At 51.9% G+C, this 13,201-nt stretch carries 12 protein-coding genes; 1 reads left to right on the top strand and 11 read right to left on the bottom strand.

The window, feature by feature from the left end:
• Window positions 1-33: 33 nt before the first annotated feature.
• From LK536_RS30550 to LK536_RS30515, 8 genes are all read right to left on the bottom strand, one after another.
• Window positions 34-2,007, bottom strand: coding sequence for a sensor histidine kinase (locus LK536_RS30550; protein WP_227794859.1), 1,974 nt, complete (start codon window positions 2,005-2,007; stop codon window positions 34-36).
• A complete protein-coding gene (locus LK536_RS30545; RefSeq protein WP_008725762.1) occupies window positions 2,004-2,684 on the bottom strand; it encodes a response regulator transcription factor in 681 nt (226 codons plus the stop codon). The genes LK536_RS30550 and LK536_RS30545 overlap by 4 nt, the downstream gene beginning before the upstream one ends.
• A gap of 137 nt (window positions 2,685-2,821) precedes the next feature.
• Window positions 2,822-3,850 (bottom strand): GGDEF domain-containing protein, encoded by a 1,029-nt coding sequence (locus LK536_RS30540; RefSeq protein WP_008725764.1) that lies wholly within the window; start codon window positions 3,848-3,850, stop codon window positions 2,822-2,824.
• Window positions 3,851-4,110: 260 nt separating this feature from the next.
• Entirely contained in the window at window positions 4,111-6,264 is a 2,154-nt protein-coding gene (locus LK536_RS30535; RefSeq protein ID WP_227794858.1) for a penicillin-binding transpeptidase domain-containing protein, read from the bottom strand.
• Window positions 6,265-7,086 carry a hypothetical protein gene (locus tag LK536_RS30530; protein WP_227794857.1) on the bottom strand — a complete coding sequence of 274 codons (822 nt, stop codon included), beginning with the start codon at window positions 7,084-7,086 and terminating at the stop codon, window positions 6,265-6,267.
• Between the two features lie 154 nt (window positions 7,087-7,240).
• On the bottom strand, window positions 7,241-7,963 hold the full coding sequence (locus LK536_RS30525; RefSeq protein WP_227794856.1) for a tyrosine-protein phosphatase: 723 nt from the start codon (window positions 7,961-7,963) through the stop codon (window positions 7,241-7,243).
• Between the two features lie 74 nt (window positions 7,964-8,037).
• Complete coding sequence (locus tag LK536_RS30520) at window positions 8,038-9,483, bottom strand: DEAD/DEAH box helicase (protein ID WP_227794855.1); 1,446 nt, start codon at window positions 9,481-9,483, stop codon at window positions 8,038-8,040.
• A gap of 20 nt (window positions 9,484-9,503) precedes the next feature.
• Window positions 9,504-10,232 (bottom strand): helix-turn-helix domain-containing protein, encoded by a 729-nt coding sequence (locus LK536_RS30515; RefSeq protein ID WP_227794854.1) that lies wholly within the window; start codon window positions 10,230-10,232, stop codon window positions 9,504-9,506.
• Between the two features lie 242 nt (window positions 10,233-10,474).
• Between LK536_RS30515 and LK536_RS30510 the strand changes: the two genes are divergently transcribed.
• Window positions 10,475-11,890, top strand: a complete 1,416-nt coding sequence (locus LK536_RS30510) for a sodium-dependent transporter (protein WP_025487313.1) — start codon at window positions 10,475-10,477, stop codon at window positions 11,888-11,890.
• Between the two features lie 146 nt (window positions 11,891-12,036).
• On the opposite strand, the gene LK536_RS30505 is transcribed toward LK536_RS30510, so the two are convergent.
• The 3 genes from LK536_RS30505 to LK536_RS30495 are packed head-to-tail and all read right to left on the bottom strand — an operon-like array spanning window position 12,037 to window position 13,175.
• Window positions 12,037-12,285 (bottom strand): hypothetical protein, encoded by a 249-nt coding sequence (locus LK536_RS30505; RefSeq protein ID WP_227794853.1) that lies wholly within the window; start codon window positions 12,283-12,285, stop codon window positions 12,037-12,039.
• 60 nt (window positions 12,286-12,345) lie between these two features.
• On the bottom strand, window positions 12,346-12,912 hold the full coding sequence (gene lepB / locus LK536_RS30500) for a signal peptidase I (protein ID WP_227794852.1): 567 nt from the start codon (window positions 12,910-12,912) through the stop codon (window positions 12,346-12,348).
• 41 nt (window positions 12,913-12,953) lie between these two features.
• Window positions 12,954-13,175 (bottom strand): hypothetical protein, encoded by a 222-nt coding sequence (locus tag LK536_RS30495; RefSeq protein ID WP_227794851.1) that lies wholly within the window; start codon window positions 13,173-13,175, stop codon window positions 12,954-12,956.
• Window positions 13,176-13,201: the final 26 nt, after the last annotated feature.

Genomic DNA, 13,201 nt, shown 5'->3' with positions numbered 1-13,201 from the left:
ACACGGTTAGAAATCCCTGTCCGGCTAAAAATCCTATCTTGCAGGAAAAGTGACGGTAAAAACAGTTCCTTTCCCCAACGTGCTTTCTACCCGGACGGAACCACCCATGGCCTCGGCCGTTGTCTTCACGATATACAGGCCCAGGCCGCTGGAACCGTCCTTTTCCCCGCGCTCCGGCGATACTTTATAGAACCGTTCAAAAATATGGGGCAGATGGGCGGCAGCAATCCCTTCACCGGTGTCTGACACACGGAGGGCGGCCCTGTTGTCCACGTCCCTGGATATGCACAATGAAATACTGCCTCCTTCCGGAGTATGGCGCAGCGCATTGTAAACTAAATTATCCAGAACGCTCCAGATTTTATTTTTGTCGAGTTGAAGCTCCAGCATACCCTCTGCCCGGGCCAGGAAGGTAATCCCCTTATCCCGCACCAGGTCGCCGTACTTCCTGTCCGCCTCCACCATGAGCTTATCGGCAGATACCCACTCCGGATGATAGACAGCAGTCCCTCCCTCCATGCGGGTAACCTCAAACAGGTTGTGGATGAGCCGCTGAAGGTCCAGGTTCTTGTGATAGGCTATCCCAAGGTATTCTGTCCTCTCCTGTTCACTGGGGGCAATCATCTCATCCCCCAGCAGTTCCAGATAGTTATTAAGCACGGTCAGGGGCGTCTTAAGGTCATGGGAAATGTTGCTTATCATTTCCTGAAGCGCTGCCTGGGAGGCTTCCAGCTGTTCATTGGCATGGTTGAGCTGGGCCGTGCGCTGCTTGACCAGCTCTTCCAGGTTGGCATTGAGCCGCTCTGCCTCCTCATGGGCCTGGGCGTAGCTGCGCGACAGCATGACGCACTGGCTGAGGATCAGGAACATGTTAGGCACGATTCCAGGGACAAACATATCCCCTTCAAATACTGTTTTTGTCAACGGCCCATAAAACAGATAGGTTACCATACTGCATAAGTACAGGAGACGGTAGGGATCCCTGCCGATATTTCCGGTCCGGACAGCCAGGAAGATGGAGATGACATAGGGAATCATGACCATGAACATGCCGTTCACTGCTGCTGCATAGGGCAGCACACAGATTCCCGCCATGGGCAGGATAAAACAGACCAGGTAAAGGACACGCAGGAAACGCCCCAGCCTTATGGAGAATGCCTGCACCATAAAAAGACAGATGCACAGGCTGTGCAGGGTAAACAGCAATAAAAACACCCGGCTGAGCACAAAGCCAATCCCACCCGGAAGAAAATACTGGACCAAGGCATTGCTCTCCATTCCCAGACGCAGCACCGTGGTCAGGCAGATCAGGCTGAAGGTCAGGTACAGATGTTCCCGCCTGCGGAAAAAATAGAGGAACAGGTGGTATACCCCAATCAGCAGGATTCCGCCCAGGGCAGCTGCCACCACGGTGCGCTGCCAGAACACATGGTGGATGAGGACCGTATCCCGGCCCATCAGGATTGGATAGAAAATGCCGCTGCCGTTCATACGGTAATTGGCTGCCTGGATGACCAGCTCCAGGGTGCCGTTGGGGGAAGCTGCCGCCAAAAGTTCATTGCGTACCCCGGTAACCGTATCAGCGTCCAATCCACCTACCGTTCCGGCGCCGTAGAATTCTTCTCCGTTGATCCAGATAAGGGAAGATGACATGATTTCGGGGATATGGAGAAGATATACCTGCCCGGGAGGCGTCAGGATTTTGAGCCGGTAGGTTGCATAGCTAAGTTTGGGATACCCCATCCTGGTCCAGGGACCGGGCAGGTCAATGTACTCCCCGCCTTTAGCAGTTCCCTGCCGGAAGTCCTCCGGGGTGTAGAGCTGGCCGTGATAGAATTCCCACTGCCCGGACAGTGCATATACCTGGGAAGTAAAATCCGTCCCGCGGACGTCAAGGACACCTTCCACTGCCTCCGGCCCTTTTGAGACAAAGGGCTTGGAGGCAGTAAAAAACAGCGCCAGACACAGGGAGAAAATAAGCAGGAATATAGCAAGGAACCGTTTCATAGTCTTATCCCCGTTTCTGATTTTGGTAAGAACCTGTATCCTTCCCCGCGCACGGTTTCAATCCGGCCGATGACGGATTCTGATTCTTCCAGCTTGTGCCTGAGGCGGGTGATATGGACTGCCACGGTATTGGCCGGGTCAGGCTTCCCGGTACGCCATATCTCATGGTAAAGTTCCGCTGCCGAGAGGATCCGGCCGGAATTGCCAAGAAGGAACAGGAAAAGCTCAAATTCCTTCTGCGCCAGGGGGATGATCCGGTTGTCAATCCGCAGAAGCTGGTTCTGGTGGTCAATGACAAACCCTTTCATGGAACTTCGGCGCACCTGCGCATACACACGCGCCGCCAGTTCCTTCAGGCTGTATGGTTTGGTGATATAGTCATCCCCTCCGGCCATCAGCCCCTTTATCTTGTCCGCCTCATCGTCCATACAGCTGAGAAACAGGATTGGGGCGCTGGTAAGGGAGCGGACAGCTTCACAGAGTTCAAATCCGTTCATGTCCGGAAGCAGTACATCCAGCAGGATACAGTCATAACCCTGCCTTCCCAACAGTTCCAGTGCATCGGCGGCACAGACCGCAGTATCCACCTGATACCCCCGTGCCTCCAGGTATTTGCGGTTTGTCCGCAGTATATCCGGTTCGTCATCGACTGCCAGCAGTCGGTAGGAATGCTCCATATATAATCCTCCAATTTAAAAAGTGAATGGGTCTGTTGATATTGAATGAATTAACGGTTCATATGAGTCTGTTGATATTGAATGAATCACACGGTTCATGTTTCATGAATTATATTCTAACGCAGGCGGTTTGTCAATCATAGAAGATCCTGCTTTTTCGGTGCGGTCTGCTGCAATGGATAAAAACTGAAGAAAAGTTTGATATCCTTGCGGTCCGAAATGGATTCCTGGAATTTCTTCTGAATCCGCATGATGATCTGTTCCATATTCTCACAGGCCGCCCCCGGCGTCATGATAAGGAACTGGCAGCTGCTGTACCTGGTATAGAGGTCGCCGAAACGCAGGGATGAACAGATGCTGTCCTTCAGCCTGCCTGTCAGGAATTCACGCTCCTCCAGTGCGACGAAGGAACCGAACTGGTCTGTGACAGAGATGAGGATAATCTGTACATTAAGACCTGTCCTGCCCAGGTTCCTTTCTAAAAAACGGAAAATGGCTAGGAATGTCCGGTAGTCCTGGCTGCCTGCTTCATGGGCAAACTCAGGCTCCTTTAGCTGCCTGCATATGTATCTCATATCATGTGGCGCTGCCGGCAGTTCGTTCCTTGCTGCCGAATCCGGGTGGCAGTCCTCCATGGAGGACTCATAGAGATACAGGGCCTTTTTCCGTTGCTGTTTGCCAATCCTAAGGGCCAGGTCAGCCCGCCTGTACAGTGTCCGGAACGTGTCGTTTTTGCGGACCAGGTCAGCGCCTATGGTCAGTTTCAGGCTGTTTCCGATTCCCATATCCTTACCGGCCTGGACCGCCCTTGAATGAAGCCGTTCCACCTTGGAATCCACCAGTTCATTCCTGTATTCACCTGGTATGAAGATGGCAAATTCATCCCCGCCCATGCGTCCGATGATATCCTTTTTGAAAAAAAGAAATCCCATGATACGGGCCAGCTCCTGAAGGACCAGGTCCCCGGTCAGATGCCCGTAAACGTCATTAATATCCTTGAAATGGTCAACATCAAGCATAAGGAAGATGCCGCCCTTTTTATTTTTGAGTAAGTCTCCCACCTCCTCTTCCATTGCTCCGCGGTTCAAAAGCCCTGTCAGTGAATCATGTCTGGCAAGTATCCTCAGCCGGTCATTTTCCACCTGCAGTTCATCCATTTTTTTCATTTTCTCACCCCTGATATGTAGTAGTTGCCGTAAGACAGTGCCGGGCTGGATGAACAGATTTGTTCATCTTCCCATAAACGACGAAATGCGAACACGTTTTTCACGTATCCGCATTTCAAATCTCTTATTAATAGCTTTATTATAACAGAATATATGGCATGATTCAACTGTGAAATTTCCACTCGGCTGCCAACCTATAGAAATTTCCACTCAGCCGCCAATCCATAAAATCTGCAACCGGCAGCCAGGCATCCCGTCCCTCACTGCGGTGCAACCGGCAGCCAGGCGTCCAACACCGCCTTATCCTTCCTGACTACCAGGCCGCTGCCGCCTGCATGCTTCACATCCTCCACCATGCTCACAAGAAGAAGTGGCGCGGGCTGTCCCGGGTCCGCTGTATACACGGCAAACCATCCCAGCTCCGTTCCGCTGGTATCGGTCTTGGATGCCTTGATTTCCGCTGTCCCTGTCTTGCCTGCCAGCGTAAGGTCCTCCCTGTACGCGGCCCGTCCCGTGCCTTCCGGTGAAGACACCACCTGCTTCATGGCATTTTCAATCCTGTCTGTGATTTCAGGTGTAAATACACCAGGAAGCCACACCTCCGGTTCCATGTCTTTGTCATGGACCAGCCGGGGTTTCATCACATTTCCCTTATTGGGGAACATGGTATAAAGGGAGGCCAGATGGATTGGATTGACCAGTACCTGGCCCTGCCCGTAACCGCTGTCCGCCAGCTGGATTTCCGTCTCAATGCGGTCCGTATTGGAATACTGGGATTGGGCCACGGCGATTTCAAAGGGAAGGTCCTGGTTAAAGCCCAGGCGGTCAAGTCCGGAGGCAAAGGCATCATATCCGGTTTCCAGTGCGGCCTTTGCAAAGTAAATGTTGTCGGACAGCACCATGGCGTGTTCCAGTGTGGCCGGGTTGGTGTTGTGGAGGGTGGTGACATGATAATTCCCCCAGCTTTCGTCCTTTTGCCAGCTCAGCCCCTCTTCCCCATAATCACGGTTCGGGTCCAGGGTTCCTGCATCCAGGCCGATGGCGCCCGTTATGGGCTTAAAGGAGGAACCGGGAGCAAACCTCTGCCTGAAACGGTTCAGCAGCGGATTGCGCCCATCCCCGTTCAGCGCGTCCCACTTTTCCTGGGACATACCCAGTATGAAATCATTGTTGTCATAGGACGGCGTGCTCACAAGGGCCAGTACCTCGCCCGTATAAGGATTCATGGCAACAGAACAGCTTTTATCCTCCTTAAATGCCTGATATATGGCGCTTTGAAGACCGCTGTCTATGGTAAGGGTAATGTTCCTGCCGTCCTGCTTGGGGATGGCTGCCAGCACCCGGTTCATGGAACCGTCTTCCCGGATGATGGCAACCGTGCATCCGTTGGTGCCCCGCAGTTCATTTTCAAACAGGGCCTCCATGCCGCTCCGCCCGATGACACTGTCAGTCAGATATCCTTCCCCGGCATGTTTTTCCAGGTCCTCTGCCGTCACGTTCTGTACATATCCAATCAGATGGGAGGCCTGCTCCCCAAGGGGATAGGAACGGACCGGCGTATCCGTGATCATGATGCCGGGTATGGTCAGAAGCTCATCCTGAAGGGCACGGTCCTGCAGGTTCTCCTCACTTGGCGTCCCGGATTTAAGATTCAGCTCATCTACCTTTTTAAGCGTCTTTAAGGGTACCAGGGAATCGCCTTTCACCCATTTCGCGCCAAGTTTTTTTTCAATGCCCTCCGTGGAAATTCCCAGGAGGGATGAAAGGTGCTCCATGTCTTGGCCAGGCTCGGCGCTCATCTTTCCAGGAACAAGGCCAACCAGGGATGCGGCGCCCCTGCCTGCCAGAAGCGTTCCGTTCCTGTCATAGATTTCCCCGCGTTCCGCCTTTTCCGTATACACCCGGACCTTATCTGTTTTGCTGAACTCAGGAAATATGACCCGGTCATTCCAGGACATATGGTAATATCCCTCCTCATCCCTTACAAAGGTCACCTGATTGGGGAATGAGACTGCACCTGCCACTGTATCCAGGCTCATCTGGTAATTCACCACGGCAATATTTTCCTGCGGCTCCTCCACGCTTTTGATGTCAGCCTGGATATGGGCGGCCTCAATGCCTTCATATATGTTCTGATTGCGCGCAACAAAATCCTCCAGGCTTATCTCCCGGCGGCTCTGGTCATCCAGCATACCGTACATTTCCCCATAACTGCCCTGGGACAGGAAGGAGACGTACCGGACAAACAGTTCATCCGGCTTTGGGATGGCTGCCTGATTCCTTGCCTGTATATAATAATAAGATGCGCCGCCCATGCCGGCACCTGCCAGTACAATCAGCACAAGGGCCAGTATGAGTCCCTTCCCGCCTCTTCTTCCTCTCCGGCGGGTCCGTCTTTTCCTGCTTCCTGTCATTTAATGCCTCCCATGGTTTTTATCGTCATAGAGGAGGTAGCGGACCAATATAAGGCCCAGTCCTCCGACAATCCCTATTAATACATACAGAAGTCCCATTTCTGCCGTGCCTTTTCCGCCGCCCCATCCCTGGCTTATGGAAGGATCCTTAAATTGGCGGGTGATATCATTTCCATCCCTGTCCATCAGCTGGATTTCCTTTGCAGAAAGGCGAATCTGTGCATTATCCTTAAGGCCCAGTTCTTCCCGCACTTCCTTAAGGTCCTTGAGCCATAGGAAATCCGGTTCTTCTATCTGATAAATCTGCTCATAGGACGTTTCCGCCCCAGTGCCTTCCTCTGATGTTATATAGGTAATCCGGAACGCGTCCATATCCTGGCAGTCATCGCCTGCCAGCGCCAGCAGTTCCATATCGCCTCCCTTAACCCGCAGCTGTTCCGCATGGATTCCAGCGGTGTATGGAAACGGACCGAGACTTGCATCCACCGGACGGTATCTGCCGTTGATTCCCCGTATCAGATGGACGAGGCCATGAATGTTATCCTGGTCCCCGGCACCGTAGAAAATGAAAAGATGTTTATTTACTTTCCGTGACGCAATCACACGCAGCGGGTCACCGGGCCGGACCGAATGGCGGCTGTTGTTCCCAGCGGTATCTGTTATATAATCAGCAACCGCCTCCTTCTGTCCCTTGGCAGTATCGGCATAATGAAATTCCGAATCATACAGCGCCCATATGATGATAAGGGTGACCACTGCGGTAATGGCGGCAAGAAGACGCCGGAACCTGTTATCCGGTTGTCTGTTAGTGGATTCAGTCATGATACGCTCCCTCCCTGCGGTTGTTTTTCCTGAAATGTACAGGTATAGTATACTATATCCGCGGATGGGAGTTATTAAATATTTATTGTGATTTATCAGCTATTTTTCTGTACTGGGACGGGGATTGTCCGGGGATGTCTGTTGTCCGGCGGGTTTAGCCCAGCATGCGATGGCATACCCGTTCCATACAGGCGCGGGAAATCCCGCATCCTTCCAGAAAACCTTTTATCCCATGGGGGCAGGATGCAATATGATCATAAGCTTTGTCAATATCCTCTGCATCTGACCTGACCAGGTAGTGGTATCCGTTCTGGCTCAGATAGGCAAACTGAGGGTTCCTGGTCAGATTCGTGAATGACTGCATGTAATTTGTCTCGCAGTCCTGTCTGTCAACACCTGCCAGCATCAGCAGCATTAAAGCCAGGACCCCGGTCCTGTCCTTCCCTGCCGTACAGTGAAAGAGGATACAGCCATCCGGGGCCTCATCCATCTGCCGGAACAGCTGTCGGATCACATCCTTGCGTTCCAGCAGGGAGAGATAAAGGCTGCCTAAATCCTGCAGGCTGTCTAATGCCCCTGCCTGCCCTTCCGGCGAAATGTCCGCCTCCATGAACGGGATATGGCAGTACAGGATGCTATCCAGCAGTTCCTGGCTGTCAGGCCGTTTTTCAGTCTCCCCCGGGCTTCGCAGGTCAATTACCGTTGAAAGGCCGTAAGCCAGCAGCATTTCCCTGTCCTCTGCAGTCAGGCCGGACAGCTGGTCCGACCTTAAAAACGCGTGCCACGCAGTCTGATGCCCGTCCATTGCAGGCAGTCCTCCTAATTCCCGTACATTCTGTGCCCCTTTTAATGGGAGCCTGATCCAATTCCGTTTCATATTCCTCTCTTATCCTCCGTGTAATCCGTAACAATGATATCATCTAACATGCAAACGCTGTCCTTCCATTCCTGTCATATCACGCTGCTGCCAGCAGTCCTTACCTTGCGAACCTTCCCCTTGATGGTCTTTGTCTGAAGCTGCTCCAGCACCATGGGGCCTTTCCTGTTGAGTATCTCCACATAAGTAAGGCTTTCCCTGATATCGATGATCCCGATATCCTCTGCCTCCACCCTGTCAATGCTGCATATGGTTCCAACGATATCCCCTGTCCGCATCTTGGATTTCCTGCCGCCCCCAATGGACAGGCGCAGGATGGAATGGTTCAGGGCTGCGTCCTTACCTGCTTTGGGCGCTGCTTTTTTCCGTTGGAGTGCCCAGAATTCCTTTTCCTCTGCCTGGTCCGGTTCGGGGAGGGGGTTGACCGGCAGGGTGGTTTCCATATACTCTTCTACTTTTTTAAGCATCCTCAGTTCATCCTCAGTCACAAGGCTGACTGCCCGTCCGGACTGCCCGTTCCTGCCGGTGCGGCCAATCCGGTGCACATAGGTCTCGCGCCCTGTCGGGAAATCATAGTTCACCACCAGGGAAATGCCTTCAAAGTCAACGCCCCTGGCAGCCACATCCGTGGCAATCAGGTAGCGGAACCCGCCACGGCGGAACGCGTCCACATGCTTAAGCCTCTCCGCCTGCTCCATTTCCCCGTGGATCATGCCGCAGAAAATCCGGTCCCTGCGCAGCTTCTGGAACAGCACATTAACCATCTCCCTGGTTCCGCAGAATATCATGCAGCTGTCCGGGTTTTCCTTTATGAGTATGTTCTTAAACGCGTTGTATTTATTTTCCTGCAAAACCTGATACACGGACTGTTGGGTTGCAGACGGCGCCTTAACCTCATCCTCCATGGAAATGAACACTGCTTCTGACACAGCCTCACCCATCAGTTCCCGCACCTGTCTGTCCAGGGTGGCTGAAAACAGGAAGGTGCTCCTGTCTTTTGGAAGCAGGGAGAGAATCTGCCGCACCTCATCCAGAAATCCCATGTCCAGCATCAGGTCCGCCTCGTCAATCACCAGGAAACGGACCTTTGAAAGGCAAAGGCTGCCCCTGCGCAGATGGTCCATGACCCGCCCCGGGGTGCCTGTCACGATATGGGATTTCTGTCTCAGGGTCTGGATCTGCTTATCAATAGGGAATCCTCCGAACACAGCCGGGACCTTCAGCCGTTTCTTCCTTCCCACGAGGAAGATCTCGCGGCTTACCTGTACGGCCAGCTCCCTGGTCGGTTCCAGTACAAGGGCCTGGGGAAGGTTTTCTTCCCAGACGGCCTGCTCACAGATAGGGACTGCAAAGGCCAGTGTCTTGCCTGTCCCGGTCTGGGAACGGGCGGCGATATCCTGTCCGTTAAGAGCCTTGGGGATTACGGCCTCCTGGATGGGCGTGGGCGTCGTGTAGCCCAGAAGTGTCAGCGCGTCAAGGATTGGCTGTGATAAATTATATGCTTCAAAGTTATTTGTCATATGGTCTATTTGTCCTCTTTCTATAGTCCTCTGTTGTCCACTATCAACATGTTTAATTTCTGCCATTTCTGCATCTCCTTCCTGGTGATGAGGAGCTGCTGCTTAAAGCTTTCCGTGTGTTCCTGGGGCGTCAGGGTCACAAGGCATTTGAATGCACAGGGCATTAAGTCGGCGCTGGATATCCCGCACAGCAGCCCATCCGTGGAATCGCGGATTTCCAGGGGATTGAAGATATAGAGCAGATCTTCCTCCAGGGCGTTGCACTGGTTCACGAAGGAAAAACGTATGAGCATATCACTGTAGACCACCTTGCCCGTATAATATATCTCACTGCTTCTTCCCGTGGGCGTCACGGCGCTGATGGACAGGGTTGCCTCAAAGTTCCCCGGCGAGTTTTCCCTTTCATAAATATCGATGATTCCGTCCTTCAGCCGTTTATAACGGCCGTCATAAAAATAGAAATACAGCCGTTTGGCCTGATAAAAGGGACTTTTGGCAGAATGGTTCAGGGGCTGCTTCGGGGCCTTTGGAACCGGCGGGGTAAAATCCATCAGCTGTCCCGGACTGACCATCAGCACATCCGCTATCTCAGACAGGGTTTCCACGTCCAGTGTAATCTCACCATTTTCATATTTGCTCACACTGGCCCTGCTTTTGTGGATCAGGTCCGCCAGCTGCTGCAGGGTCAGTTCCCTGGCCTTCCTGTACATGCGGATGCGCCCGCCAATGTGTTCATTGATTTTGCTCATGATTCCTCCTGACCTATCCGGAAAGTTTCTTTAAAATATATTCTTGTCCGCATCTGATGCGTCCAGTTCCCTATCATACACTATCTTCCCGGATAATTCTACTCTAAATAAACTTTTATGCGAAAAAGTTTATTTTAATGAAACACGGACACATTTGATTTATAAAGCAAATCTGATAAACTATTTGAGGTTTTCCTTTTAGATAAGGAATCATAAAAACATAAGAATAAACGGGGGATTTTATGGATACCAAAAAGAAAAGCAGCTTCAGCGGCTCCATCGGATTTGTTTTATCCGCGGCCGGAAGTGCGGTTGGTGTGGGAAATATATGGCGCTTTCCCTATCTTGCAGCCAAGGACGGGGGCGGCCTGTTCTTAATCATCTATCTGGTCCTGGTGCTTACCTTTGGGTTTACGCTTCTGACCACGGACGTTGCCATTGGAAGGAAGACAAAGCAGAATGCGCTCAAGGCATTTGGGGCCATCAACAAAAAATGGAATTTCCTGGGATATCTCACATTCCTGGTTCCTGCCCTGATCATGACCTACTATTCCGTAATCGGGGGCTGGGTCACGAAATACATTGTCACTTACATGACTGCCAGGGGCGCGGAGGCGGCCCAGGACGGATACTTTACATCCTTCATCACCTCCAAGGCCTCTCCCGTCTTTTTCATGCTGGTATTCCTGGCTGCAACCGCCTTTATCGTGTACCGGGGCGTGGAAAAAGGGATTGAGCAGTTTTCCAGGATCATCATGCCCGGATTGATTTTCATGATTGTGGGTATTGCGCTTTTCTCACTTACCCTCAGGTACACGGATGGGAACGGGGTCACACGTACAGGACTTCAGGGACTGGGGGTATATATCATTCCCAGCCTGGATGGAATCACCTTAAAGCGCTTCCTGGAAATCCTTCTGGACGCCATGAGCCAGCTGTTCTTTTCCTTAAGTGTTTCCATGGGCATCATGATTACATACGGTTCCTATGTGAAAAAAGAGGTAAACCTGAACCGCTCCTTAAGCCAGATTGAATTTTTTGACACGGGTGTTGCGTTCCTGGCCGGGCTTATGATCATTCCTGCCGTGTTCGTGTTCTCAGGAACCGAAGGCATGGCTTCCGGCCCAAGCCTGATGTTTGTGTCCCTGCCAAAGGTATTTAACGCCATGGGCCGGGCCGGCGCACTGATTGGCCTTGTCTTCTTCATCATGGTGGCATTTGCGGCCCTGACCTCCTGTATCTCCATCATGGAGACGCTGGTTGCCAACTGCATGGAGCTGTTCCACAGGTCCCGCCGCCAGATGAGCCTGATCATTGCCGTTCTGTTCGCTGCCGCTGCCGCAGTCATCTGCATGGGATACAATATTTTTTACTTTGAAATGCCCCTGCCAAACGGACAGACCGCCCAGCTGCTGGATTTGATGGATTATATCAGCAACAGCTTCCTGATGCCGTTCATCTCATTGCTGACCTGTATCTTTGTGGGATGGATCATCAAACCGTCCTGGATTGACGAAGAGATGGAAGTAAATGGAAATGTATTCAGACGTAAGAAGATGTACGCATTTATGATACGCTATGTGACGCCTGTCATGATGGCGGTCCTGTTTTTACAGTCAGCAGGTATCTTTACCATGCTCCGCGGTTTATTTACATGATAAGGCGCGGCAGATATCCCGGACAGGGCAGTTAAAAGTTGATATGTATTAAAATCATTGAGAAAATCCAGGATTCCTGTGCCAAGGCAGGATTCCAGGATTTTCTTTCGTGTCATCGGTTCAGGGCCATGTGCGGCCATGGATATTTACATGAAAAATGAGATGACCGGGAACGCAATGGCTGCGATGATACAGGCAATGGCCTGACCATACTTTTCTTTATGGCAGCATATCTTAGCGCCAATCAGTGGTACTAATGAGAATAAAAGACTATCCACCCAATGATACTTTTCCGGATCAATAAGCCTTATGGTCATTGCGTGGTTTGCAAGCCCGTATACAATCAGGATTATGGCACACGCAGGAAGGAGCAGCGGACCAATCATTTTTTTCATGACTACATCCCCTTTCACGGCAGGAGTTGTGCAGGCATAAGCCTGTCAGTTATCGTGGTTTCACTGAATCTTCCCCATGTTGGGAAAATACCGGAACAGGACCTTGGCCTTTATCTCATCCTTTGTCACATATGGGTCCTCCCACCCACGTGCGTCAATGGAATGATTCCTGTTATCGCCAAGCATCAGGTAACAGTCCTCAGGCACTTCAAAGTGGTAGTCCTTTGAATCCATGGCCTCCGGCAGATAGGACTCCTGAAGCGGTATGTCTGAACCGTTGATATAGACCTTGTCTTCCCGGATATCAACTGTCTCGCCAGGCAGGCCGATGACCCGCTTTACCAGCCGTGTCTTATCCTTTCCCGGCTCTGCCTTGTGGGTAAAGATGACAATGTCCCCCCGCTCCGGTGTGTTCCCGAAACGGTAGGAAAGCCTGGAACCAAGGATCCGGTCGCCTGTCATGATGGTATTCTCCATGGAAGCCGAGGGAACCCGGCTGTTTGCCACCACAAAGGTATTCAGGCAGAATGCGATTACTGCCGCCACGATGATGATCTGAAGCCATTCCAGGATTTCCTTCTTCATGCCCTTTGGCTCCTGTTTGTCTGTATCTGTCTGTTTTTTCATGGTAATCCTCACATTATTTTTTAATCTTTGATACGGTGTGACTATCCCTGCCCATGCTGCCGCCTGCCCCTCCTGACATCCATGACGATACAACCGGCCAGGGCGGCTGCCGAAACAACCGTCACAACCAATATGGCCCTGCCGTCAGGATTGGCCAGCCACCGTTCCCCGGCAAGCCGGTACCTGATATGGCAGCAGGCAAGGCCGTTAATGAAACACAGAAATGCAATCAATCCCCACAGACGCCATTTATTTGCCCTCATAAGCCTCTCCTTTCGTGTGAATCCTG

This window comes from Clostridium pacaense, assembly GCF_020709765.2.
GTDB lineage: Bacteria > Bacillota > Clostridia > Lachnospirales > Lachnospiraceae > Enterocloster > Enterocloster hominis.
Note: the sequence above shows the minus strand (reverse complement) of the source record. Positions and strands in the feature narration are given on the sequence as shown.

What these genes read in the sequence shown, in the direction of transcription:
- LK536_RS30550 (WP_227794859.1), bottom strand. Translation starts at nt 2,007, where the DNA reads ATGAAACGGTTCCTTGCTATATTCCTGCTTATTTTCTCCCTGTGTCTG.
- LK536_RS30545 (WP_008725762.1), bottom strand. Translation starts at nt 2,684, where the DNA reads ATGGAGCATTCCTACCGACTGCTGGCAGTCGATGACGAACCGGATATA.
- LK536_RS30540 (WP_008725764.1), bottom strand. Translation starts at nt 3,850, where the DNA reads ATGAAAAAAATGGATGAACTGCAGGTGGAAAATGACCGGCTGAGGATA.
- LK536_RS30535 (WP_227794858.1), bottom strand. Translation starts at nt 6,264, where the DNA reads ATGACAGGAAGCAGGAAAAGACGGACCCGCCGGAGAGGAAGAAGAGGC.
- LK536_RS30530 (WP_227794857.1), bottom strand. Translation starts at nt 7,086, where the DNA reads ATGACTGAATCCACTAACAGACAACCGGATAACAGGTTCCGGCGTCTT.
- LK536_RS30525 (WP_227794856.1), bottom strand. Translation starts at nt 7,963, where the DNA reads ATGAAACGGAATTGGATCAGGCTCCCATTAAAAGGGGCACAGAATGTA.
- LK536_RS30520 (WP_227794855.1), bottom strand. Translation starts at nt 9,483, where the DNA reads ATGACAAATAACTTTGAAGCATATAATTTATCACAGCCAATCCTTGAC.
- LK536_RS30515 (WP_227794854.1), bottom strand. Translation starts at nt 10,232, where the DNA reads ATGAGCAAAATCAATGAACACATTGGCGGGCGCATCCGCATGTACAGG.
- LK536_RS30510 (WP_025487313.1), top strand. Translation starts at nt 10,475, where the DNA reads ATGGATACCAAAAAGAAAAGCAGCTTCAGCGGCTCCATCGGATTTGTT.
- LK536_RS30505 (WP_227794853.1), bottom strand. Translation starts at nt 12,285, where the DNA reads ATGAAAAAAATGATTGGTCCGCTGCTCCTTCCTGCGTGTGCCATAATC.
- lepB (WP_227794852.1), bottom strand. Translation starts at nt 12,912, where the DNA reads ATGAAAAAACAGACAGATACAGACAAACAGGAGCCAAAGGGCATGAAG.
- LK536_RS30495 (WP_227794851.1), bottom strand. Translation starts at nt 13,175, where the DNA reads ATGAGGGCAAATAAATGGCGTCTGTGGGGATTGATTGCATTTCTGTGT.